This window comes from Gordonia sp. PS3, from assembly GCF_041950545.1.
GTDB lineage: Bacteria > Actinomycetota > Actinomycetes > Mycobacteriales > Mycobacteriaceae > Gordonia > Gordonia sihwensis.
This window is the reverse complement of record NZ_CP169524.1, coordinates 3,778,442-3,799,264: the sequence shown is the minus strand read 5'-3', so window position 1 is coordinate 3,799,264 and position 20,823 is coordinate 3,778,442. Positions and strand designations below refer to the sequence as shown.

General features: G+C 67.5%; 27 protein-coding genes and 2 tRNA genes. 13 read left to right on the top strand and 16 right to left on the bottom strand.

The features are described 5' to 3' along the window. Window positions 1-16: 16 nt before the first annotated feature. The 6 genes from gyrA (at window position 17) to ACE11G_RS17575 (ending at window position 4,856) form a co-directional block, all read left to right on the top strand. On the top strand, window positions 17-2,515 hold the full coding sequence (gene gyrA / locus ACE11G_RS17600) for a DNA gyrase subunit A (RefSeq protein ID WP_006896774.1): 2,499 nt from the start codon (window positions 17-19) through the stop codon (window positions 2,513-2,515). A 53-nt stretch (window positions 2,516-2,568) separates the two neighbouring features. Next, complete coding sequence (locus ACE11G_RS17595) at window positions 2,569-3,483, top strand: DUF3566 domain-containing protein (protein ID WP_375003259.1); 915 nt, start codon at window positions 2,569-2,571, stop codon at window positions 3,481-3,483. Window positions 3,484-3,544: 61 nt separating this feature from the next. After that, window positions 3,545-3,621 (top strand) — tRNA-Ile (locus tag ACE11G_RS17590). A gap of 26 nt (window positions 3,622-3,647) precedes the next feature. Further along, window positions 3,648-3,720, top strand: a tRNA-Ala gene (locus ACE11G_RS17585). Between the two features lie 121 nt (window positions 3,721-3,841). Further along, window positions 3,842-4,183: a hypothetical protein gene (locus tag ACE11G_RS17580; RefSeq protein WP_006896776.1), complete on the top strand. Its 342-nt coding sequence runs from the start codon at window positions 3,842-3,844 to the stop codon at window positions 4,181-4,183. Between the two features lie 97 nt (window positions 4,184-4,280). Next, entirely contained in the window at window positions 4,281-4,856 is a 576-nt protein-coding gene (locus tag ACE11G_RS17575; RefSeq protein WP_006896777.1) for a dihydrofolate reductase family protein, read from the top strand. 70 nt (window positions 4,857-4,926) lie between these two features. Here ACE11G_RS17575 and ACE11G_RS17570 read toward each other — a convergent pair whose 3' ends face one another. Together ACE11G_RS17570 and ACE11G_RS17565 are read right to left on the bottom strand one after the other, a co-directional pair. Further along, the gene (locus tag ACE11G_RS17570; RefSeq protein WP_006896778.1) at window positions 4,927-5,256 is read right to left on the bottom strand and encodes a PLD nuclease N-terminal domain-containing protein; all 330 of its coding nucleotides are present in this window, start codon (window positions 5,254-5,256) and stop codon (window positions 4,927-4,929) included. An 89-nt stretch (window positions 5,257-5,345) separates the two neighbouring features. Next, window positions 5,346-6,464, bottom strand: a complete 1,119-nt coding sequence (locus ACE11G_RS17565) for an alpha/beta hydrolase (protein ID WP_039867593.1) — start codon at window positions 6,462-6,464, stop codon at window positions 5,346-5,348. Between the two features lie 153 nt (window positions 6,465-6,617). Here ACE11G_RS17565 and ACE11G_RS17560 point away from each other — a divergent pair, with 153 nt between their 5' ends. Together ACE11G_RS17560 and ACE11G_RS17555 are read left to right on the top strand one after the other, a co-directional pair. Next, window positions 6,618-6,830, top strand: coding sequence for a hypothetical protein (locus tag ACE11G_RS17560; RefSeq protein WP_006896780.1), 213 nt, complete (start codon window positions 6,618-6,620; stop codon window positions 6,828-6,830). Window positions 6,831-6,917: 87 nt separating this feature from the next. Further along, the gene (locus ACE11G_RS17555; protein WP_006896781.1) at window positions 6,918-7,175 is read left to right on the top strand and encodes a hypothetical protein; all 258 of its coding nucleotides are present in this window, start codon (window positions 6,918-6,920) and stop codon (window positions 7,173-7,175) included. A 74-nt stretch (window positions 7,176-7,249) separates the two neighbouring features. On the opposite strand, the gene ACE11G_RS17550 is transcribed toward ACE11G_RS17555, so the two are convergent. Beyond that, the gene (locus ACE11G_RS17550) at window positions 7,250-7,444 is read right to left on the bottom strand and encodes a hypothetical protein (protein WP_045537118.1); all 195 of its coding nucleotides are present in this window, start codon (window positions 7,442-7,444) and stop codon (window positions 7,250-7,252) included. Window positions 7,445-7,588: 144 nt separating this feature from the next. Here ACE11G_RS17550 and ACE11G_RS17545 point away from each other — a divergent pair, with 144 nt between their 5' ends. Further along, window positions 7,589-8,260, top strand: coding sequence for a hypothetical protein (locus ACE11G_RS17545; RefSeq protein ID WP_375003255.1), 672 nt, complete (start codon window positions 7,589-7,591; stop codon window positions 8,258-8,260). Here ACE11G_RS17545 and ACE11G_RS17540 read toward each other — a convergent pair. From ACE11G_RS17540 to ACE11G_RS17505, 8 genes are all read right to left on the bottom strand, one after another. After that, a complete protein-coding gene (locus ACE11G_RS17540) occupies window positions 8,257-8,880 on the bottom strand; it encodes a PAS and ANTAR domain-containing protein (protein WP_006896795.1) in 624 nt (207 codons plus the stop codon). The two genes, ACE11G_RS17545 and ACE11G_RS17540, sit on opposite strands and share 4 nt — an antisense overlap. 123 nt (window positions 8,881-9,003) lie before the next feature. Then, window positions 9,004-9,297, bottom strand: coding sequence for a PRC-barrel domain-containing protein (locus ACE11G_RS17535; protein ID WP_278125601.1), 294 nt, complete (start codon window positions 9,295-9,297; stop codon window positions 9,004-9,006). Further along, window positions 9,294-9,647 carry a hypothetical protein gene (locus ACE11G_RS17530; RefSeq protein WP_006896797.1) on the bottom strand — a complete coding sequence of 118 codons (354 nt, stop codon included), beginning with the start codon at window positions 9,645-9,647 and terminating at the stop codon, window positions 9,294-9,296. The genes ACE11G_RS17535 and ACE11G_RS17530 overlap by 4 nt, the downstream gene beginning before the upstream one ends. Next, on the bottom strand, window positions 9,644-10,882 hold the full coding sequence (locus tag ACE11G_RS17525) for an NRAMP family divalent metal transporter (protein WP_375004185.1): 1,239 nt from the start codon (window positions 10,880-10,882) through the stop codon (window positions 9,644-9,646). Before ACE11G_RS17525 ends, ACE11G_RS17530 begins: the two co-directional genes overlap by 4 nt. Next, window positions 10,882-11,319 (bottom strand): hypothetical protein, encoded by a 438-nt coding sequence (locus ACE11G_RS17520; protein WP_045538779.1) that lies wholly within the window; start codon window positions 11,317-11,319, stop codon window positions 10,882-10,884. Before ACE11G_RS17520 ends, ACE11G_RS17525 begins: the two co-directional genes overlap by 1 nt. A gap of 55 nt (window positions 11,320-11,374) precedes the next feature. Further along, window positions 11,375-12,127 (bottom strand): SigB/SigF/SigG family RNA polymerase sigma factor, encoded by a 753-nt coding sequence (locus ACE11G_RS17515; protein ID WP_278125605.1) that lies wholly within the window; start codon window positions 12,125-12,127, stop codon window positions 11,375-11,377. Between the two features lie 203 nt (window positions 12,128-12,330). Next, the gene (locus tag ACE11G_RS17510) at window positions 12,331-12,759 is read right to left on the bottom strand and encodes a ChaB family protein (RefSeq protein WP_006896801.1); all 429 of its coding nucleotides are present in this window, start codon (window positions 12,757-12,759) and stop codon (window positions 12,331-12,333) included. A gap of 21 nt (window positions 12,760-12,780) precedes the next feature. Then, on the bottom strand, window positions 12,781-13,653 hold the full coding sequence (locus tag ACE11G_RS17505; protein ID WP_006896802.1) for an SDR family oxidoreductase: 873 nt from the start codon (window positions 13,651-13,653) through the stop codon (window positions 12,781-12,783). Between the two features lie 126 nt (window positions 13,654-13,779). On the opposite strand from ACE11G_RS17505, the gene ACE11G_RS17500 reads away from it, so the two are divergent. Then, window positions 13,780-14,919 (top strand): S9 family peptidase, encoded by a 1,140-nt coding sequence (locus ACE11G_RS17500; protein ID WP_222110794.1) that lies wholly within the window; start codon window positions 13,780-13,782, stop codon window positions 14,917-14,919. Window positions 14,920-14,926: 7 nt separating this feature from the next. Here ACE11G_RS17500 and ACE11G_RS17495 read toward each other — a convergent pair whose 3' ends face one another. Continuing rightward, window positions 14,927-15,712: a DUF4190 domain-containing protein gene (locus ACE11G_RS17495; protein WP_157225326.1), complete on the bottom strand. Its 786-nt coding sequence runs from the start codon at window positions 15,710-15,712 to the stop codon at window positions 14,927-14,929. A 24-nt stretch (window positions 15,713-15,736) separates the two neighbouring features. Then, the gene (locus tag ACE11G_RS17490; protein WP_169317717.1) at window positions 15,737-15,886 is read right to left on the bottom strand and encodes a hypothetical protein; all 150 of its coding nucleotides are present in this window, start codon (window positions 15,884-15,886) and stop codon (window positions 15,737-15,739) included. Between the two features lie 68 nt (window positions 15,887-15,954). On the opposite strand from ACE11G_RS17490, the gene ACE11G_RS17485 reads away from it, so the two are divergent. Beyond that, window positions 15,955-16,485 (top strand): peptidylprolyl isomerase, encoded by a 531-nt coding sequence (locus tag ACE11G_RS17485; RefSeq protein ID WP_006896805.1) that lies wholly within the window; start codon window positions 15,955-15,957, stop codon window positions 16,483-16,485. Window positions 16,486-16,610: 125 nt separating this feature from the next. Further along, entirely contained in the window at window positions 16,611-17,357 is a 747-nt protein-coding gene (locus ACE11G_RS17480; RefSeq protein WP_375003249.1) for a rhomboid family intramembrane serine protease, read from the top strand. Between the two features lie 12 nt (window positions 17,358-17,369). Here the strand turns inward: ACE11G_RS17480 and ACE11G_RS17475 are convergent, their stop codons facing one another. Then, window positions 17,370-17,798, bottom strand: a complete 429-nt coding sequence (locus ACE11G_RS17475) for a PH domain-containing protein (RefSeq protein ID WP_101841501.1) — start codon at window positions 17,796-17,798, stop codon at window positions 17,370-17,372. A 108-nt stretch (window positions 17,799-17,906) separates the two neighbouring features. After that, complete coding sequence (gene crgA, locus ACE11G_RS17470; RefSeq protein ID WP_006896808.1) at window positions 17,907-18,185, bottom strand: cell division protein CrgA; 279 nt, start codon at window positions 18,183-18,185, stop codon at window positions 17,907-17,909. A 55-nt stretch (window positions 18,186-18,240) separates the two neighbouring features. Between crgA and ACE11G_RS17465 the strand changes: the two genes are divergently transcribed. Beyond that, window positions 18,241-18,891, top strand: coding sequence for an aminodeoxychorismate/anthranilate synthase component II (locus tag ACE11G_RS17465; RefSeq protein WP_006896809.1), 651 nt, complete (start codon window positions 18,241-18,243; stop codon window positions 18,889-18,891). Window positions 18,892-18,903: 12 nt separating this feature from the next. On the opposite strand, the gene pknB is transcribed toward ACE11G_RS17465, so the two are convergent. Further along, entirely contained in the window at window positions 18,904-20,820 is a 1,917-nt protein-coding gene (gene pknB / locus ACE11G_RS17460) for a Stk1 family PASTA domain-containing Ser/Thr kinase (protein WP_006896810.1), read from the bottom strand. Window positions 20,821-20,823 lie beyond the last annotated feature (3 nt).

Sequence of the window (20,823 nt, the reverse complement as noted above, 5' to 3'; positions counted from 1 at the left end):
CGCAGGAAAGTGATTCATGAGCGACGAAACTGATCTGCCAGAGAACAACGGCGGGGACCGCATCGAGCCCGTCGATCTCGGGCAGGAGATGCAGAACAGCTACATCGACTACGCCATGAGCGTGATCGTCGGACGCGCCCTGCCGGAGGTCCGCGACGGCCTCAAGCCGGTGCACCGCCGGCTTCTGTACGCATCATTCGACGCCGGTTTCCGTCCCGACCGCGGCTACGTGAAGTCGGCCCGCCCGGTGTCGGAGACGATGGGTAACTACCATCCGCACGGCGACAGCTCGATCTACGACGCGCTGGTGCGTCTGGCGCAGCCGTGGTCGATGCGGTACCCGCTCATCGATGGTCAGGGCAACTTCGGTTCGCGAGGCAACGACGGCGCCGCCGCCATGCGATACACCGAGGCCCGACTCACTCCGCTGGCCATGGAGATGCTGCGCGACATCACCGAGGAGACCGTCGACTTCATCCCGAACTACGACGGCAAGACGCAGGAGCCGACGGTGCTGCCGTCGCGCGTCCCGAATCTGCTGATCAACGGTTCCGGCGGCATCGCGGTCGGTATGGCGACCAACATCCCGCCGCACAATCTGCGCGAGGTCGCGGACGCCGTGTTCTGGGCGTTGGAGAACCCGGAGGCCGACGAGGAGGCGACGCTCGCCGCCTGCATGGAGGCCGTCAAGGGGCCGGACTTCCCGACCGCCGGACTGATCGTCGGCAGCCAGGGCATCCGCGACGCGTACATGACCGGCCGCGGCAGCATTCGCATGCGCTCGGTGGTCGACATCGAGGAGGTCAAGGGCACCACTCAGCTGGTCGTCACCGAGCTCCCGTACCAGGTGAACCCGGACAATCTGATCAGTTCGATCGCCGAACAGGTCAACGACGGCAAGCTCAAGGGCATCAGCAAGATCGAGGACCAGTCGTCCGATCGTGCCGGCCTGCGCATCGTCATCACCCTGCGACGTGACGGCGTGGCTCGCGTGGTGCTCAACAACCTGTACAAGCACAGCCAGCTGCAGACCAACTTCGGCGCCAACATGCTGTCGATCGTCGACGGTGTGCCGCGCACCCTGCGGCTCGACCAGATGATCCGCCTCTACGTGGCGCATCAGATCGACGTCATCATCCGGCGCACCCGGTACCGGCTGCGCAAGGCCGAGGAGCGCGCACACATCCTGCGCGGTCTGGTGAAGGCGCTCGACGCGCTCGACGAGGTCATCGCCCTCATCCGCGCGTCGGCCAACACCGAGGCGGCACGGACCGGCCTGATGGATCTGCTCGACATCGACGAGATCCAGGCCGATGCGATTCTGGCCATGCAGCTGCGTCGACTCTCGGCACTCGAGCGGCAGAAGATCATCGACGAACTCGCCGAGATCGAGCGCGAGATCGCCGACCTGAAGGACATCCTGGCCCGCCCGGAACGCCAGCGCGCCATCGTCAGGGACGAACTCAAGGAGGTCGTCGACAAGTACGGCGACGATCGCCGCACCCGGATCATTCCGGCCGAGGGCGATGTGACCGACGAGGACCTGATCGCCCGCGAGGACGTCGTCGTCACGATCACCGAGACCGGGTACGCCAAGCGCACCAAGACCGATCTCTACCGCAGCCAGAAGCGCGGAGGCAAGGGAGTCCAGGGCGCCGGATTGAAGCAGGACGACATCGTCGCCCACTTCTTCGTCTCGAGCACCCACGACTGGCTGCTGTTCTTCACCACCAAGGGTCGCGTCTACCGCGCCAAGGCCTACGAACTGCCGGAGGCCAACCGCACCGCCCGCGGCCAGCACGTCGCGAACCTGCTGGCCTTCCAGCCGGAGGAGCGGATCGCGCAGGTGATCCGGATCTCCGGCTACGACGACGCGCCGTACCTGGTGCTCGCCACCCGCAACGGACTGGTCAAGAAGTCGCGGCTGGACGCCTTCGATTCCAACCGCTCCGGCGGCATCGCGGCGATCAATCTGCGGGGCGACGACGAGTTGGTCGGCGCGCGTCTGTGCAGCGCCGACGACGACCTGCTGCTGGTGTCGAAGAAGGGTCAGTCGATCCGCTTCACCGCCGACGACGAGACGCTGCGACCGATGGGACGTCAGACCTCGGGTGTGCAGGGTATGCGGTTCAATGCCGACGATGAGCTGCTCAGCCTCACCGTTGTCCGGCCCGACACCTTCCTGCTGGTCGCGACGTCGGGCGGCTACGCCAAGCGGACGGACATCGAGGAGTATTCGGCGCAGGGCCGCGGCGGCAAGGGCGTGCTGACGATTCAGCACGATCCCAAGCGCGGCGACCTGGTGGGTGCTCTCGTCGTCGATCTCGACAGCGAGATCTACGCGATCACCTCTAGTGGAGGCGTGATCCGCACCAAGGCCAAGCAGGTCCGAAAGGCCGGCAGGCAGACCAAGGGCGTGCGCCTGATGAATCTGTCCGAGGGCGACAACCTCATCGCGATCGCGCGCAATGCGGACGAGCCCGATGAGGACGAGGGCGCGGCAGACGACAACTAGCCCATCTCAGCGGTTAGGGTTTGGGGTAGTACCCGTTCAGTGAGGAATCGCCTGTGAGCACACCGAATCAGCCGGACGACAAGAACGTCGAACGCGGGGTCGTGCCCCCGCCGTGGAAGCGTGCGGAGACCTCCGCCGCGACCGGGCTGACCGCGGGGGAGATGGCCAAGGCCGCCGGGACGGTCGGCGACGACCGTCCCGGCGGTCCGCCCCCGCGCGGCGTTGTCTCGGGTGCTTCCCCGCGGACGGAGTCGAAGCCACCGGTCCCGTCGAGTCCGCCTTCCGGTCCGATGCCGGCGGTCAAGGCTCAGCAGGGGCAGACGCCTCAGCCCGGAAAGCCCGGTCCTGCGGGACCGCCGGCCGGCCCCCAGCCGGGTGCGAACCAGCCGGGTGCCAAGCCGCAAGCCCCGGCCGCTCCGGCTGCTGCGGGAGCGGCCAAGCTCGCCCCCTTCGTCGAGTCGGAGACGCGGAACATTCCGCGCGAGGATCTCGCGCCGAAGGACGAGCTGCCCGATCTGGACTCCATTCATCACACCGAGCAGGCGAAGGAACAGGCCATCGCCCGCGCCGCGAGTCAGACGATCCCCGCCCGGGCCGTCGGCACGCCGCTGCGTGCCGCGGTTCAGATCCGCCGCGTCGACCCGTGGTCGGTTTTCAAGGTGACCGGGGTCCTCTCGGTCGCGGGGTTCTTCATCTGGATGATCGCCGTCGCCATCCTCTACGGCGTGCTGGGCGGCATGGGCATCTGGGATCAGATCAACAGTTCCTTCGGCACGCTCGTCAGTGCGGACGGCAGCACCAGCGGTCAGGACTTGATCAGCGGCGGCCAGGTATTCATGTTCAGTGCGCTCTTCGGTGTCGTCGCTGCGATTCTTCTCACAGCCCTCGCCACCATCTCGGCCTACATCTACAACGTGTGCGCGGACATGGTCGGTGGTGTCGAGGTGACGCTCGCGGATCTTGACTAGCGCTGTGACCAGCCGTTTTGGAGATGTATCGCGGTTCGGGTAATCTTCATTCTCGGTTCAAGGGCCTATAGCTCAGGCGGTTAGAGCGCTTCGCTGATAACGAAGAGGTCGGAGGTTCAAGTCCTCCTAGGCCCACCAGAATTCACCGGCCGGTGACCCGGCACGGGGCCTTAGCTCAGTTGGTAGAGCGCCGCCTTTGCAAGGCGGATGTCAGGAGTTCGAATCTCCTAGGCTCCACAATTTCGACAGAAGTCAGAGCTACTCCCTCTCACGAGGGGTAGCTCTTTTCCGTCCTCGGGCACATTTCGAGGCACCACACCACCAAGAATGGCCAACCTCCCGGGTAGCGTGCGAAGCCATGAGCGCCATCCCCAGTCACTGGATCCCACACCGTCGTGAGGACGGAGAAGTCGTCGGATGGATCGACCTCGAGTCTCAGGCGCCCGACCTGATTCCGTTCGACCGTCTGGGCCGGCCGCTGGAGCCAGTGGCCGATTGGTCCGCAGCCGAGGAAGCACTCGAGGAGCGCGGGCTGGGGTTCCTGCGCAACCGGTTTCACTACCGCGGATACACGGTGCGGATCCGGCAGCTCTACTCGGATCGCGTCATTGTCACCACCGCGGTCTCCGACGCCATCGGTGACGTCGGCGACGAATTCACACTCCCATTCCCTGCCGGAGAAGTGCTCACCGAGATCTAGTCGAGTTCCCGCCGCATTGTCACCGTCGACCGTCTCCCGACCGGTGATCCGTCGTACGCTGCACTGAGCTGGAACTTCACGAGCTGAGGAGAGAGCGATGCGACCACTCCGATACTCGATCAACGTGACGCTCGACGGGTGCTGTCATCACGAGGCGGGGATCGCGCCGGACGAGGAGTCGATGGCCTACTGGACAGCCGAGATGGCGAGAGCCGATGCTCTGCTCCTCGGCCGGGTGACGTATCAGATGATGGAGTCGGCGTGGCGGAGACCGCCGACCGGCGTATGGCCGGACTGGATGGAACAGTGGGAGGTTCCGTTCGCGGAGGCGATCGACGGGGCGAAGAAGTACGTGGTGTCGAGCACCCTGGCCACCGTCGACTGGAATGCGGAGTTGGTGTCGGGAGATGTCGGGGAAGCGGTTCGGCGGCTCAAACAGGAACCTGGCGGGGGACTGTGGGTCGGCGGAGTGACGCTCCCGCTGGCCTTGGCCGACTCGGGCCTCATCGACGAGTACGAGTTCATCGTCCAGCCGGTCCTGGCCGGGCACGGGCCGACATTGCTGTCGGGTCTGCGCGAGCGCATCCGACTCGAGCTGGTGCACCGTGAGGAGTTCCGGTCGGGGGCGATGGCTTTGCGCTACCGGCGTGTTGAGAATCCGGGCGGACAGTAGAGACGCGCTCCTCAGTCCGCTGAATCCCGACCGGCACGCGCCGTCCGTTCACGATGGCCGTGCGGCGCAGTCACTCCCCATCGTCTTCGGCACGGCGGCGCTGCGCCTCGGCCCGTTCGCGAACCCGGCGACGGAACTCCTCTTCCTCGCGGGCGGCGATCGCCGCCTTGTACTCGGGACGCTCGTATTCGGGGAAGCCGGTGGTCCGGGGTGGCACGGGAGCACCGCCTTCGGGGCGGCCGACCAGGAACCAGACCAGCGATCCGGCCAGCGGAATCAGGATCACGATCAGCACCCAGGCGACCTTCGGCAGGTGACGGACGCGGAACTCGTCGGCGATGATCACGTCGATCAACGCCGCCACCCAGATCAAGAAGACGATTCCACCGAGATACGGCATGCTGACTCCCCCATAGCAGTCGAAACGGATGCCTCACGGTAGCGCAGTACGCACCGCGCCGGAGGCGGGGAAGCCGGAATCGCCCGAGTTCAGGGCACCGGTGCGACGGTCGGCTGGGGCCGCGGGTCGGATTCGAGGTTCTCCTTGGCGAGCTCGCGAATCGTCGTGAACACGCGCTTGGCGGACTCGGCCCACGGCATCAGGATGGGGAAGACGTGGAACATGCCGGGTTCCTCCATCGCATGCAGATTCACGCCGCCCTCGCGCAACCGCTCGGCGAACTCCCGGATCGCGTCGCGGAACATCTCCTCGCCGCCCCAGCACACGAACGTGGGTGGGAACCACTCCGGATCCGGATGGCTGTAGACCGCCGAGACCCGCTCGTCGTTGGGCTGGATGCCCCGGAGATAGAAGGTGACGGGGATGTTCCAGGGCAGGACATCCTTCGACGCGTTGTCGACGATGGAGTCCTGCGACAGGTCGAGGTCGACCTCGGGCGAGAACAGCACCAACGACCGCGGCTTCGGCATGCCCTGCTCCTGCAGGTAGACGACCAGCGAGGTGCTGAGCCCGCCGCCGCCGGAGTCGCCGGCGACGATGATGTCCTCGGCGGGGATACCGAGGTCCATCAGCCCCTGGTAGGCATCGGCCGCGTCGTGCAACGCGGCGGGGAACGGGAACTCCGGCGCCATCCGATAGTCGGGGATGAACACCTGGCATCCCGTGAGGCGGACGAGTGCTGCAGCGAACATCAGATACATGTTCGGGGTGGTGCCGAAGTAGCCGCCGCCGTGCAGATACAGGATGGTCTTGTCGCGCGCCTTCACCTCCGGATCGGCCTCGCGCACGGCGACCTTCTCACGGCACCAGACGCCCTCTTGGCCGCCGACGACGTCGCTCTCGATCTCGACGCCGCCGAAGTATCCGACCACCGGATGGAGGATGGCCCCGCACACGGTGTCGAGGATCTTCTCCATGGAGCGGAAATCCTCGATCGGCAGGCTGACCGAGTATCCCAGGAACGATCGGACCGTGGCCCGGGTGACGGACTGACCTATGTTGTCGAGGATTCCCCCTGCGCCCTGGAAAGGCCGACTGAAGGGCACCCGAGCCAGCCCGTTGAGCATGTTGTCGACCAGACCCACCACCGTCAGCGCGGTGATCGGTCCGGAGGCTGTCTTCACACCGTCGCGGTCTGCCATAACCATGGCTCTCAGGATAGTGACAAGACCGTGCCGGACCGCGGTATCGGCCGACCACCGCATTCTCGATCCGATGCGGCGTCGGGGTTTGACGCCCGTGCACGCGGGTACTCACTGACTGTGGGGGAGAACGCCCCACCTGAGGGAAGGAGAGTTCTCATGGCAGATCCGAACAACCCCGGCCAGTTCGGTAACCGGTCGGACACAGAGGAGCAGGCCCGCAAGGGCGGAGAGTCCAGCCCCGGTCAGTTCGGTTCGTCCGAAGGCGCAGACCCGCATGAGGCGGGCAAGAAGGGCGCCGAGAACGAGCCCCACGAGGCCAAGGTCCGCGGCGGCGAGCACAGCCACGGCGGCGGAGGCGGTCAGAGCTGAGTCGACTGACCGTCGGCGGCGGACGGGGATCTCCCTGTCCGCCGCCTTCTGGCCGTTGCACAGCAGACCGACGGAAGGAGAGCCGACATGGCGGTCTGTGACATATGCGGAAACGAGTACAAACATGCGCTGCTGATCTCGGTGGAGGGCCGTGAAGGACGCGGCGTCTACGACAGCTTCGAGTGTGCGATTGCGGGACACGCGCCCCGCTGCACGGTCTGCGACACGCCGATCATCGGGCACGGCGTGCAGTCGGATGGCAGGGTGTTCTGCTGTGTGCACTGCGCCCAGCGCGGCGGAGACACCGAACTGGTCGACCGGGTCGGCACGGCGACGCTGCATTGACCCGCGGCCTCGGCCCGCACGACAACCGCCCACCCCTACGTCGGGGTGGGCGGCTTCGCGTGTGCGCGTCGAGCCTAGACCGGTGTGATCGCACTCGCGATCGCCGAGCCGGTGAACGCCATCCGGCGGCCGTCCTGCTCGAACTGCACCTCGAGGAAGTCGACCGGGAAGTGCCGCACGGCCACCACGACGCAGTCGGCGACGTGACCGGACGCCAGACGGCACCGCACGCTGGTCCCGGGGGCGTATACCACAGTTGTCGCGGTCATGACGTGCTCCTTCGGTTCGCTGTCGGTGAGTCCTCTCCGGCTACCCCGAGCGGAGCGATCCCAAACACCGGCGATCGATGGTTGGCCGTGCGGTGATCCGGGTACTCGTCGGTGGTCCGACGAACCGAGCCTCAGGAGGAAGCCATGCCGGCAACGAGCACGAGTTCGCTCGTCGAGAAGACTTTCGCGACTGTGGCCGGTCTGCGTCACGGCCGCGCCGTCCATCGACACGGTCTGGTGTGCGCTGGCGACGCCACAATCGAAGCCGAGCAGCTGCCGCTGGCATCGGGTCCGACAGTGGTGCGGATATCGAAGGGACTCGGCACCCCGGCCGGGCTGCCCGACCTCGTCGGAGTGGCCCTCCGACTGCCGACCGGAGACACCGACGACGTCGGCGAGCCCCGGCACTGGGATCTCCTGCTGTCGGGTCCGGTGCGCAGAATCGGTGTCGTCGACGTCCCGACCCCGACTGCCACGTGGAACGACCTCGAGGTCTCGACGATCAGTCCCTTCGCGTGGCAGGGCGAACACTGGACGGTGTCGGCGCGACTGCTGGCCCCGCACGTCCTCGGAGGCCTTGATCTCGCCTCGCTCGCCGACGCACTGCAGGCGGGCGGTGGCCTGTCGTTGGAGGCGCGACGGACAGATCACCGCACACCGCTCGGGTTCGTCGATCTGACGCGGGTCGGCGTCGATCCCGATGTGGCCTTCGATCCGGTCGACACGATGCCGTCGGGTGTCGAACAGGTACCCGCCTGGCTGGGCTCGCTGCGGCGTAACGCCTACCGGGGAAGCAGGCGCGGCCGGCCGGCCTAACGGCGACCGAGCACGATCAAGTCGAACTCGCTTCGGGTCTCCCGCGGCAACTGGGCGTTCCGGATCGCGGATTCGACGATCGCGTCGCACAGATCCTTGAGCTTGATGTTCTCCTGTTGTGATCGCCAGCGCAGCACGTCGAAGGCGTGCTCGGCGGTGACCCCGTAGACCACCATCAGCATCCCCTTGGCCTGCTCGATGGTGGCGTGCGACTGCCGGAAGTCTTCGATGTGCGCGGCCACCTCGGCGCGGACGGTCTCGTCGGGAACGGTGACGTCGACGTAGTAGCCCTCCGTGCCGATCGGGGTTCCCGACCCGCCGTCGAAGGTACGGCCGATCACGGTCACATCATGGACTCGCCCCTGCACGTCGATGATTCGGTGGCGGCTGGACAGGTGCGTGTGTTCCCGGTGCACCCGGGTCAGTTGGTATTCGAAGGCACCGCGGTCGTCGGGGTGCTTATGACTGATGATGAGTTCCGTGGTCGGTTTCACGCTGCCGGGCCGATAACCGTGCATGCGAGCCACCTCGTCGGACCATTCCCATTCGTCGGTCGCGAACAGATACCGGAAACTGCCGACCCGGGAGTCCTGGGAGTGCTCAGTGGTGTCCCCGGTCATCACAGCCCCTTCTCGGGTTGCGGTCCGCGCACGCACGAAGCGTTTGGCGACCCAATCATTCGGATGCGAACGATGTGAGTTCAACATCTACCACGCGGACGGGGCTCGTACCCGGCGTCGGCGTCAGTCGGCGCCGGGGCGGACCGTCACGACGTCGTCGTCGACGGAGACGACGTCGCACCACGGGATCAGCCGGGACCCGCGCTCGCGCCACCTCAAGAGCCGCGCGATGATCGACGGCCGCACGCCGTCGAACCGGTACGAGCCGAAGAACGAGGCTCGAGGCCGCAGGCCGACGACGAGTCCGGCGATCAGCAATGCGCCGCCGTCGTCCTCCCGCAGGCGCACATCCATCACCCGTCCGATCGATCGGCCGTCGCACCGGACCTGCGTGCCGAGGAGTGTCGAGGCCCTCATCGCCGGCCTCCGGAGCCGGGGATGCGGGAGACGATCTGATCGCGGAACCACCGTTCGGGCCAATTCGAGAGCAGGTCCTCTCCGCTGCCGGTCAGCTCGACCGTCACTCCCACGTCGGCGATCGCCTCCGCCGGGATCGATTCCAGCGCGGTGGTGTCCGGTGTTTGCGCCACCAGCCGGTCGAGCAGGGCCCGCCCGGTGAGCAGGGCCACCACTCGTGGCGTCTGCCCGCCGGGCGACATGTCGAACTCCACGTCGTCGACCACACCCACCGGCACGCCGTCACAGTCGATGATCTGGCGATCGAGGAGATGCACCCGTAGATCGAGGGTGCGTTCGGAGTCCGTCATCGGCCCGCTCCCGTCGCGATCATCAACGGGATCGCCGCCGCCGACGCCACGAGGACGACGCCGAGGAAGATCAGGCCGAAGAAGTTGGTGACCCGGCCGTTCACTTGGTCGCCCATGTACTCGGGATCGTTGGCCACCACGAGGATCGGCAGATAGGTCAGCGGCAGTGCCACCGCGGAGAAGACCACCGAGTACTCGGTGACGGCGATCGGATCGACGCCGGTGGCGAGAATCGCCGCGGCGATGAGGATGAACACGCCGATGGTCACGTGGAATCGGGCGGCCTCGCGCGGCGGGCGGGACGCCCCCCACGACCACCCGGCGTACTGGGCCAGTGCGTAACCGGTCGACAGGGCCGTCTCGAGTGCGGCGCCGGTGGTCGCTGCGAGGATTCCGACCAGCGCGAAGCCGACTGCGACCAGGCCCCCGGCCTGCGCCACCGGAAGCATCAGTGCCGACAGGGAGTCGACCTCGACCGACATCGGCTGGAAGGCGACCGCGGTGACACCCATGATCGCGAGGGCGCCGAGACCGCCGAGCGGGAATCCGACGAAGACGTTCAGCCGCATGCGCCGCAAGTCGCGGGCTCCCCAGCGTTCCTCCACACCGCCCGACGAGAAGAAGAAGACTTCGTACGGTGTCATCGCGGCGCCGAACAGCGCGATGGCGTAGTACCAGTACGCCGGAACCGTCTCGTCTTGCGGCACCGCGGGAACCAGATCGCCGGCGAGCTCCGGCGCCGGCCGCAACAGGAAGAAGACGACGGCGAAGACCATCAGGAAGAGTCCGAGCAGACCGGTGACGTTCTCCATCGCCGAATACTTCGCTCGCCAGAGGATGATCCAGACCCCGAAGGCTGCGACCGGGATGCAGAGAAAGGGCGCCACACCGCTGACCAGTTGCAGAACCAGCGCGATGCCGCCCAGTTCGGCCGTGAGTGTGAGACCGGTGACCGCCAGCGAGGCGAGCAGGTTGAGCCCGCCGACTCGAGGTCCGAGACGCTCGCGAATGATCTCGAACGTCGCCCGGCCGCTGCACGCCACCACTCGCCCCGACATCTCGGCGAACAGGATGATGCCGACCACGCCCACCGGAACCACCCACGCGAGAGACAGACCGAACCGCGAGCCGACCACTCCGTCGGTGACGATGTCGCCGATGTCGAGAAACCCACCGATCGCGGTGAGGATCCCGAGTGACGCGGACGTGATGCGAATCTTGTTCTGCTGCAACATCATCGACCACCACTGACGTCTTCGGACAGCGTGTCGAGGCCGGATGCGACCCGCTCGAGCCGACGTTGCGCGGACTTCGCGGCCGCGGATCCCGGGTCGCCGAGCAGCACGCCGCGAGCCTCCACCGCGGCTTCGACCGACGAGGCCAGAGCCGCGTGCACTCGCGCCCGGACCCGCTCGTCATCCGCCGACTCGACCTTCAGCGCGACGATGATCCCCTGAGCTTCGAGCGCATGCGAGACGGCGTCGTCGAGCACGACGCGGGCGGTGGGGCGCAGCAGGTTCCGCTGATTCCACTCGTCGATTCCCCAGGCTGCGGTCAGCACCGCCGACCTAGAGCTGCGCAGCGATTCGGCGAACTCACCCGCCGGTCCTCCCGGAGCACTGGCGCAGGCGCAGATCCCCACCGCGGTCACGATCGCGCAGACGGCTGCCACCGTGCGCCGCGCAGTCCTCCGCCGTCGTGACGGCGTACCGGTCACCGGCACCCGATCAGGCGATCTGGGTGCGCAGCTGACCCAGCGAGGACGCCAGAAGACGAGAGACGTGCATCTGAGAGATACCCATTCGCCGCGCGATGTCGCTTTGTGAACGACGCTCGAAGAACCTCATGCCGACGATCCGCCGGTTCCGTTCGGGGAGGCGGCGCAAGGCCGGCCGGAGAGTGAGCGAGCGTTCCACTTGCTCGTAGCCGGGCTCGTCGGAGCCGACCGTCTCGAGCAGCGAGCGTGCGTCGTCGGTACCCGACGTGCTGCCGTCGAGAGAGACGGTGGACTGCGCGGCCGACGCGGCCTGCGCACGTCGTACAGCGGACTCCGGCTCGTCGAGCGCCTCGGCGATCTCGGCGACGCCGGGCATGCGTCCGTGTGCCTGGGCGAAGGACTCCTCGGCCTCCCTGATTCGGCTGCGGAGTTCACCGGCGCTGCGTGGAATCCGGATCGACGCCGATCGGTCGCGGAAGTGCCGTCGCACCTCGCCGGTGATGGTCGGTACCGCGAAGGACAGGAAGTCGGTCCCCATCGAGGGATCGAATCGGTCCACCGCGTGCACCAGCCCCACGCGCGCCACCTGGATCAGGTCGTCCATCGACTCTCCGCGTTCGCGGTACCGCTGGGCGATGTGTCCGGCCAGCGGCAGACAGGCTTCGATCGCCTCGTCGCGGAGACGGTCGTTCCGCGGGTCGGTGACGGGGATGTCCGCGCGTCGGCGCAGAAGTTCACGGACACGGTGGTACTCGTCGGTCATCTGCTGAGCTCCTTTGATCGCACTCTCGCCGTCGCGCGGCGGGTCCGAAAAAGGAGCGGCCGCGCGCGGCGGATCGGAGAGTTCTTGCTCGACGAGAGCGGGAGAATCCGCCGCTCAATCGTCTGCGGGAACCCGGCTGTGCGTTCAACCGAGTGATATCGACCCTACCGACCGGGCAGGTCCGCGACAACCGCTTGAAGGGATCAATCCTTCTTTCGCGCCGAACGCGTCGCCTTGCGGTTCGCCTTCTCGATGGCGTCGACGAGTTCCGCCTTCCGCATACGCGACCGACCCCGGATGTCGAGCTTGCGGGCGACGTTCATCAGATGCTCCTTGGTGGCCTTGGTGTCCACTCCGCCGGCGCTCTTGCCCGATGGATTGGGCCCGCCGCTCTCGTCGCGGGAGTCGGACGGTCCGCGCCTGCTCTTGGCCTCCCAGTGGTCGCCGACCTTCTCGAACGAGTGCTTCAGCGCGCTGTAGGCCACCCGATGCGCTCGCTCTTCCGAGCCGTACTCCTCGAGCGCCGCATCATGGGCCTCGGCGAAGGTGCGCTGAGCCTTGGCGGGCGATCGTTTGATCGTGTCGGGGAGTTCGGACTTCTTCGGTCGGTTCTTCTCATCGGTCTTGGGCATGACCGTCACCTTCCTCTCGGATCAGCCGGGCAGTGTCTCGCCGCCGGTGGGCGCGAGAACCTCTCCCGTGTAGTACGACGACAAGCGGTCTGCGGCGAAGAAGACGTACGAGGGCGCGATCTCATCCGGCTCCGCGGCGCGGCCGTACGGGGCCTGCTCGCCGAACCCCTCGACCTGGTCGGGAGGCATGGTGGCCGGGATCAGCGGTGTCCAGACGGGACCGGGCGCGACGCAGTTCACCCGGATCTCGCGATCGAGCAGGGCCTGCGCGAGCGAGAAGGTGAGGGCGTGCACTGCGCCCTTCGCGGCCGAATAATCGATGAGCTTGCGGTTTCCCCGCAGACCGTTGATCGAGCCGGTGTTCACCACCGTCCCGCCCGGCGTCAGATGCTCGAGAGCCGCATGAGTGGTGTGGAAGACGGCCGCGACGTCGACGGCGAAGGTACGGTTCCACTGCTCTGCAGTCAGCTCCGCGAAATCGTCCACCACCGTCTGAGTGCCCGCGTTGTTCACCAGCAGGTCCAGGCCGCCGAGGGCGTCGACGGTGCCGTCGACGATCCGGCGGCATTCGGCGGCCTCGCCCAGATCGGCTCGCAGGGCGACGGCGCGTCGTCCGGTCTGTTCGACCAACGCGACGGTGTGCTCCGCGTCCGCGTCCTCAGACAGGTAGGCGATCGCGACGTCGGCGCCCTCCTTCGCGAAGGCGACGGCCACCGCGCGTCCGATGCCCGAGTCGCCGCCGGTGACCAGTGCGCGCCGGCCCTCGAGCAGACCGCTCCCGACATAGCCGCGCATCTCGTCCTTCGGCTGCGGATCCATGTCCGCGGTGTCGCCGGGATACGCGATGTTCTGCCGCGGCGCGCCCGCGCCGCTGCGTTCGGTGCTTGCGTTCATGGTCGAGGCTTCCCGGTACGCCCGCTTCTGAAACATTCGCCAGTGAGCCCGACGGTACTCGGCCGCCGCCGTCGGATCCGCGGAATCGCGGGTACGTCGAACGGCCGACACGTACCGTCGACGAACATGAGATCGGGTATTCGCGGAACACTGGCGGGCCGAATCTTCGTGCTGGTGGCGCTGGTGGGGACGGCCCTGGCGCTCGTGCCGGGGACCACTCGGGCGGCGCCGTCGAACTCGGCGGGTTCGGTGATCGACGTGGTGACCCGACCGCCCGGCTGGCGCGGTCTCCAGAACGGCCGCGCCATCGACTACTGGACTCAGGACCCGCAGGGACGACCGGTACCGACCAGCGGCGCACTGTTCGTACCGGCCGGACCGGCGCCGAAGGGCGGCTGGCCGGTGGTGGCGTACACGCACGGCACCTCCGGATACGGTCCCGGCTGCGGAGGCCAGAGCGCACCGGACGCCGAGCCGAATCGGTACATCACCCGCCTCGTGCACTCCGGCTACGCCGTGGTCGCCACCGACTACGTGGGCTTGGGCCGCTTCGATACAGGCGTTCACCCCTACCTGAACACTCGCAGTGAGTCCGCCGCGACCATCGACATGCTGCGCGCGGCCCGCAGCGTGGAACCCACGCTCTCGAACCGCTGGGCCGTGACGGGCGATTCGCAGGGTGGCCAGGCCGCACTGGCGACCGCGCATCGACAGCGGTGGTACGGCCCGCGCACGGACTTCCGCGGCACCGTCTCCCTCGATCCGGAGTCGGACGTCGAGAAGGTCATGCCCTTCCTCGGCCCGTACATCCCGGCGATGCCGACACCGCTGAACGGCTCGTACAACTTCCTGCTCGCGATTCTCGCGGGCCTGCGAGCGGCCGACCCCGCTGCGGACGTGAACACCTATCTCACCCCGAAGGGGGAGGCGCTCGTCGATCAGGTCGGCCGGACATGCGACGGTCCGGCCGTCGACCCGGGGATCGCCTTCGGTTCGCTGCTGTCGCGGCCGCTGGGCACCGGGCCGCTGGCACCCGCGCTGATGAAGTACATGGCGGTGCCGGTGTCGGAATACGACGCGCCGATACTGCTCCTGCTCAACACTCGGGACACCACCGTGCCGTCACCGCTGCACGCCAAGCTCGCGGCGGACTTCGCACTCAATCGAGTCGATTACCGAATGGTGGTGGGCAACGGCTCACACACCGACATGGACGCCGCCCAGTGGGCAGCGTTCGACCGCTTCTTCGCGACTCACTTGAAGTGAGTCTGAGTCAGATCAGAATCCACAGGTACGCGAGCAGGCCCAGGACCACGAAGACGATCCACAGCCATCCGATGATGATGGCGGCGGTCGCGAACTCGCGGCCGAGCTGCCGCTTCGCATCGATCTGCCTGCGGGTCTTGTAGCCCAGCCAGATGCCGACCGGCGACAGCAGACCGATCGCGGACAGGACGAAGGCGATCACCGCGTTCCAGTTCAACGGGGCGGCGACTGACGATCGAGCGGTCGATGCGTTGGTCACGGGCTGGGAGTCCTTGTCGGTGACGGGCGACGGCTTGGCCGGTGCGGGCGCGCCGGCCGCCGGAAGGGCGGTGGTGGGGTCGGGTCGCTGCTGATCACCGACCGCCGAGTAAGCGAGTGCGGGTCCCGCACCGGGGCGTTGACCGCCGGTGGGGGGAAGAGGGCTGTTCGGCGGCGGAGAGCCCGCCGGCCGTTGCTGCGCCGGAGGCGGGGGAACGCTGCCCGGCCGGGGCGGTGCCGCGCTCGGAGACGGACCTCCCGGCCGGGCCGCCGACGGCGCCGGACTGCCGGTGGGCCGGACCGTCGGCGGTGGCGTGGGCGCCTGCGGAGTGGGGGTCGGTGCACTTGCGTGACTCGGCCGCCCCGGCGGGCCGGCGGGAGCGGGTCGCTGCCCGGGTGCCGTGTTGGGGGCGACCGGCGGCTTCTCCCACGGCGCGGCCTGCCGGCCGGGCTGCGGGGTCGGCGGTGCCGGGGGCGTCGAACCCGGTCCCGGAGCGGGATTCGGGCTCTGATCGCGCGAGTCGTCGGAAGTCACGATCTACAAATTACCTGTCGGCGGTCAGTCACCGCTCCCGCGCACGTCTTCGATACGCGGTACCGCGGCGGCGACGGGCGGATGCGCGGTCCGCGACCGACGCAGCACCACGGTGATGGCGGTCAGCAGGAGAAGCAGCGTGGAGGCGAGGGCGACCAGGAGTTTGTTCGGCATCCGTCCAGCGTGCCAGGAGGCACCCGGTGCACGCCACTGCCGGTCACGGTCGGCGCCGACGTGGTTTCATGGAGCGTGTGAGTGAGCAGAACAAGACCGCGACCCTGCACACCAATCGCGGCGACATCGTCATCGAACTCTTCCCCAACCACGCGCCCGTGACCGTCGAGAACTTCGTCGGGCTGGCCGACGGCTCCAAGGAGTACTCCACCCAGAACGCGAAGGGCGGCACCAGCGGGCCGTTCTACGACGGGGCCGTCTTCCACCGCGTGATCGACGGCTTCATGATCCAGGGCGGCGACCCGACCGGCACCGGCCGCGGCGGCCCGGGCTACCAGTTCAAGGACGAGTTCCACCCGGAGCTCCAGTTCGACCGCCCGTACCTGCTCGCGATGGCCAACGCGGGACCCGGCACCAACGGCTCGCAGTTCTTCATCACCGTCGGCCCGACCCCGCACCTGAACCGTCGCCACACCATCTTCGGCGAGGTCAAGGACCCGGCGTCGCAGGCCGTCGTCGACGCGATCGCGACCACCGCGACCGACCGCATGGACCGTCCGGTCGACGCCGTCGTGATCGAGAGCGTCGAGCTCAGCTGAACTTGACCCAGACCTGTTACCGGCACCCCGACCGCCCGACAGCGCTGTCCTGCACACGCTGCGGGCGGTCGGCCTGTCCGGACTGCCTCCGGCCCGCCTCCGTCGGGCAGCACTGCGTCGACTGCGTGAACGAGGCCAACGCCACCGCCCGAGTACGGACCGACGCTCCCGTCGTCGACGCCTCGGCCGCCGCCCGCAGACCGATCGTCACGTACGGTCTCATCGCGGTGAATCTGGCGGCCTTCATCGCTGTGGTGCTGCAGGCGGGCGGGACGTCGAACCTGCTCGTGAAGTCGAGCATCATGCAGCAGGGCGCCCTGGTCACCGGACTCGGTCTCGAGAACGAGTACTGGCGACTGCTGACTTCCGGCTTTCTGCACTGGTCGATCCTGCATGTGGCGATGAACATGATCTCGCTGTACCTGATCGGCGCCGATCTCGAACGCGTCCTCGGTCCGGCCCGCTATCTCGCGGTCTACCTGATCGGCCTCTTCGGCGGCAGTGCGGCGGTGGTGGCGCTGGGTCCGGAACTCGCTGCGACCGCCGGCGCGTCGGGTGCGATCTACGGACTTCTGGGTGCGCTGCTGATCGTGGTCATCCGGCTCAAACTGCCCGCGACCACGCTGATCACGGTGATAGTGCTGAACGTGGTGCTCTCGCTCAGCATTCCGGGTATCTCGATCTGGGCGCACTTGGGCGGTTTCGTCTTCGGAGCTGCGAGCGCGGCCGCGATCATCTGGCTCCCGGTCAAGGTACTGCCGCCCGAGAAGCGGACGTATCAGCAGGTCACGCGCGTCGGGTGGATCGGTCTCGTGGCGCTTCTCGTGATCGCGCTGGCGATCGGAACCGGGTTCGCCGCAGCCATCGGCTGAGCGCTTCGGTTCTCAGTTCGTCGAGTCCTTCACCGGCAGGCCCGCGGCGCGCAGCTTCTCGGCCACGGCTGCCGGCTCCTCGCCGAGATCCCACCGGCCGAACACCAGCAGGCGGTCGTCCGGCAGGTCGATCACCAGTTGGCGGCTGCGTCCCACGATCCGCCGCGTGGTCAGCACCGACACCGCGGCGATATCGCCTGATCCGAGGCGGACGGTTCCCCGGAGCGTTCGCACTTCCAACTCCGGACCGTCGAGCAGGACCAGCCGCGGTCTGCGGAGCAGGGAGACCGCGCCGGAGACGATCAACGCCACCGCGGCCAGCCCGATGAAGACCATCGCGGGCGGTTCGGCGTAAGACGCGGCCGCCGCGGCGCCCAGCGCGATGCCCGCTCCCACGAGTGCGAGGGCGGCGGGAAGCGGCGTCGCCCACTGTTCATGCACAGCCAAGTCGTTGTTATCCACAGGATCTATCCACAGTGGGGATGAATAACATGTGTGTCATTTCGGCAGCGGCAGTCGCGACCTGGGACTTCGTCGTTTCGGCAGCGGTCAGCGCCAACCCATGGTCATCAACAGGCCGACGACCATGAAGCCGAATCCGATCAGCATGTTCCACGGGCCGAGCGAGGTCATCCAGTCGAGCGCCGAGTACTTCGCCGTCGACGCGCCGAGGTAGTACACCATCAACCAGACCAGACCGATGAGCATCAGGCCGAACATGACGATCTGGTACCAGAGGCCGGACGGTCCCGCCTTCACCTTCACCGGAGTGCGGCTCGCGGTGTTGATGGTGTAGTCGGTCTTCTTCCGGACTTTTGACTTAGGCATATGTCTACGGTAACTGAGTCGAAGCCCAGGTGGGGAACCCGTTAATCTGGACGACGTGCGCATCCTCGTCATCGACAACTACGACAGCTTCGTCTACAACCTGGTCCAGTATCTGGGTCAGCTGGGTGTGGATGCCGTCGTGTGGCGCAACGACGACGAGCAGCTGGCCGACCTGCAGAAGGTGGTCGGCGAATTCGACGGAATCCTGCTGAGCCCCGGGCCCGGAACCCCCGACCGTGCGGGTGCCACCGAGCCGATCATTCCGGTCGCGGCTGCCGCGGGCACCCCGATCCTGGGCGTCTGCCTCGGCCACCAGGCGATCGGGGAGGCGTTCGGCGCCACCGTCACCCGGGCACCCGAACTCCTTCACGGCAAGACCTCGCTCGTCTTGCACGACGGCGTGGGTGTGCTGGAGGGACTGCCGCAGCCCTTCGTCGCGACCCGGTACCACTCGCTGACGGTGGCACCGGAGACGATCCCGGACGAACTGGAGGTGACCGGCCGCACCGAGACCGGCATCGTCATGGCGATGCGGCACCGGGAGCTGCCGATCCACGGAGTGCAGTTCCACCCGGAGAGCGTGCTGACGCAGGGCGGTCACCGGATGCTGGCGAACTGGCTCCGGATCTGCGGCCTCACAGTTCCCGAGGGCAGGGTCGCCGAACTCGAAGATCAGATGGCGAAGGCGCTGGCCGGCGCCGAGTAGCCGGCGTCCCGGTCAGCCGGGGAGCAGGCTCGCCCGGCCGATGACCACCGACACCGTCGCGTTCTTGCGCAGCTTGCTGCCCGCGGCCGGGCTCTGCGAGATGACCTTGCCGTCGTCCTTGCTGGCGAGACCGACGCCGCGCTCGCTGGAGCTGAGAGTGTTCGGCTCCCAGCCCGCGTCCTCGAGCGCCCGCTGGGCGTCCTCGAGACTCTTGCCGCGCAGATCCGGCATCACGAACATGTTGCCGCGCGAGACCTGAACCTGGATCACGCTGCCGACCTCCACCGTCGCTCCGGGGTTGGGCGAGGTGCTGACCACCTGTCCCGCCGGAAGCTCGGAATCGACCTGCACGGTCTTCATCTCCAGTTGGAGCTGGTCGAGCACGTTCTGGGCCTGGCCGGAAGTCTGGCCGCGCAGGTCCGGAAGGGTGACCTCCTTGGGGCCGGTACCGATGTACAGGATCACCGGTGCGTTCACCGCCGCGGGAATGCCCGTGCGCGGATTGGTCCGGACCACTTTGTCCTTGAGCGCGACCGTGGATTCGGAGTTCTGCGTCTTCACCTCGGTGAATCCGAGCACCTTGAGAGCTTCGGTGGCCTCGTCGGCGGATTTGCCGCGCAGATCGGGGATGGGCTGTCGCTGGGGCCCGGACGAGATGTACAGCGTCACCTCGGAGCCCTTGGGGGTCGGGACGTCGTCGCCGGGCGCCGTCCGGGTGGCCAGGCCCGCCGCGATGTCGGTGCTGGCCTCCTCGGTCCGCTTCACCGTGAAGCCGGCCTGCTCCAGGTTCGCCTGTGCGGCGTCGGCGGCCAGGCCGGCGACTTTCGGAACGGCGATGAGCGGCGCCGTGGTCTTCCACGGCGACCACGCGAACAGACTGATCAGGAGCACGACGATCGCAGCGATAGCGATCGCCACCTGCACGCGCCCGCGCCGCAGCAGACCGCCGCGTCCTCCGGTCTCCTCCTCATCGCCGTCGTCTCCGGTTCCGCGACGGCTGGGCAGGGTCTCGTTGCGCACCGCGAGGCGCGGCGACTCGATGAGGGCGGTCTGCTCCTCGTCGGTCAGCAGCATCGGCGCGGACGGTTTGCCGCCGGCGAGGACCTTGATGAGGTCGGCGCGGAAATCGGCCGCGGTCTGGTACCGGTTGGCCGGGTTCTTGCTCATCGCCTTCATGATCACCGAATCGAGTTCGGGGGTGATCTCCGGCCGGATCGACGACGGGCGCCGCGGATCCTCGTGCACGTGCTGGTGGGCGACGGCGATCGGCGAGTCACCGGTGAACGGCGGTTCTCCGGTGACGAGTTCGAACAGCACGCAGCCCATCGAGTAGATGTCGCTGCGGGGATCGACCTTGATGCCGCGCGCCTGCTCGGGCGAGAGGTACTGCGCCGTCCCCATCACCGCGGACGTCTGCGTCATGGTCGCCGACGTATCGTCCATGGCGCGGGCGATGCCGAAGTCCATCACTTTCACCGCGCCCGTGCGGTCGATCATCACGTTGGCCGGCTTCATGTCGCGGTGGACGATGTTGTTCCGGTGCGAGAAGTCCATGGCCGCGGCCACGTCGGCCATCCAGGTCATCGCCTGCTTCTGCGCGATGTGTCCCGACGAGCGCAGCAGATCCCGCAGAGTCTCACCCTCCACGTACTCCATGACGATGAACGGCAGCGGGCCCTCGTCGGTCTCCGCTTCGCCGGTGTCGAAGACCTGCACGATGCTCGGGTGGTTCAGCTTCGCGGCGTTCTGCGCTTCGCGGCGGAACCGCAGATAGAACGTGGGGTCCCGGGCGAGATCGGCACGCAGGACCTTGATGGCCACGTCACGGTGCAGCAGCAGGTCGCGCGCGAACTGCACCTCGGACATACCGCCGAAACCGAGTGTCTCACCCAGCTCGTAGCGGTCAGAGAGATAGTGCGGATCGATCATGAT

Coding starts and splice junctions, on each gene's coding strand:
- gyrA (WP_006896774.1), top strand. CDS start 17: ATGAGCGACGAAACTGATCTGCCAGAGAACAACGGCGGGGACCGCATC.
- ACE11G_RS17580 (WP_006896776.1), top strand. CDS start 3,842: ATGAGCGCCATCCCCAGTCACTGGATCCCACACCGTCGTGAGGACGGA.
- ACE11G_RS17575 (WP_006896777.1), top strand. CDS start 4,281: ATGCGACCACTCCGATACTCGATCAACGTGACGCTCGACGGGTGCTGT.
- ACE11G_RS17570 (WP_006896778.1), bottom strand. CDS start 5,256: ATGCCGTATCTCGGTGGAATCGTCTTCTTGATCTGGGTGGCGGCGTTG.
- ACE11G_RS17565 (WP_039867593.1), bottom strand. CDS start 6,464: ATGGTTATGGCAGACCGCGACGGTGTGAAGACAGCCTCCGGACCGATC.
- ACE11G_RS17560 (WP_006896780.1), top strand. CDS start 6,618: ATGGCAGATCCGAACAACCCCGGCCAGTTCGGTAACCGGTCGGACACA.
- ACE11G_RS17555 (WP_006896781.1), top strand. CDS start 6,918: ATGGCGGTCTGTGACATATGCGGAAACGAGTACAAACATGCGCTGCTG.
- ACE11G_RS17550 (WP_045537118.1), bottom strand. CDS start 7,444: ATGACCGCGACAACTGTGGTATACGCCCCCGGGACCAGCGTGCGGTGC.
- ACE11G_RS17545 (WP_375003255.1), top strand. CDS start 7,589: ATGCCGGCAACGAGCACGAGTTCGCTCGTCGAGAAGACTTTCGCGACT.
- ACE11G_RS17540 (WP_006896795.1), bottom strand. CDS start 8,880: ATGACCGGGGACACCACTGAGCACTCCCAGGACTCCCGGGTCGGCAGT.
- ACE11G_RS17535 (WP_278125601.1), bottom strand. CDS start 9,297: ATGAGGGCCTCGACACTCCTCGGCACGCAGGTCCGGTGCGACGGCCGA.
- ACE11G_RS17530 (WP_006896797.1), bottom strand. CDS start 9,647: ATGACGGACTCCGAACGCACCCTCGATCTACGGGTGCATCTCCTCGAT.
- ACE11G_RS17525 (WP_375004185.1), bottom strand. CDS start 10,882: ATGTTGCAGCAGAACAAGATTCGCATCACGTCCGCGTCACTCGGGATC.
- ACE11G_RS17515 (WP_278125605.1), bottom strand. CDS start 12,127: ATGACCGACGAGTACCACCGTGTCCGTGAACTTCTGCGCCGACGCGCG.
- ACE11G_RS17510 (WP_006896801.1), bottom strand. CDS start 12,759: ATGCCCAAGACCGATGAGAAGAACCGACCGAAGAAGTCCGAACTCCCC.
- ACE11G_RS17505 (WP_006896802.1), bottom strand. CDS start 13,653: ATGAACGCAAGCACCGAACGCAGCGGCGCGGGCGCGCCGCGGCAGAAC.
- ACE11G_RS17500 (WP_222110794.1), top strand. CDS start 13,780: ATGAGATCGGGTATTCGCGGAACACTGGCGGGCCGAATCTTCGTGCTG.
- ACE11G_RS17490 (WP_169317717.1), bottom strand. CDS start 15,886: ATGCCGAACAAACTCCTGGTCGCCCTCGCCTCCACGCTGCTTCTCCTG.
- ACE11G_RS17485 (WP_006896805.1), top strand. CDS start 15,955: ATGGAGCGTGTGAGTGAGCAGAACAAGACCGCGACCCTGCACACCAAT.
- crgA (WP_006896808.1), bottom strand. CDS start 18,185: ATGCCTAAGTCAAAAGTCCGGAAGAAGACCGACTACACCATCAACACC.
- pknB (WP_006896810.1), bottom strand. CDS start 20,820: ATGATCGATCCGCACTATCTCTCTGACCGCTACGAGCTGGGTGAGACA.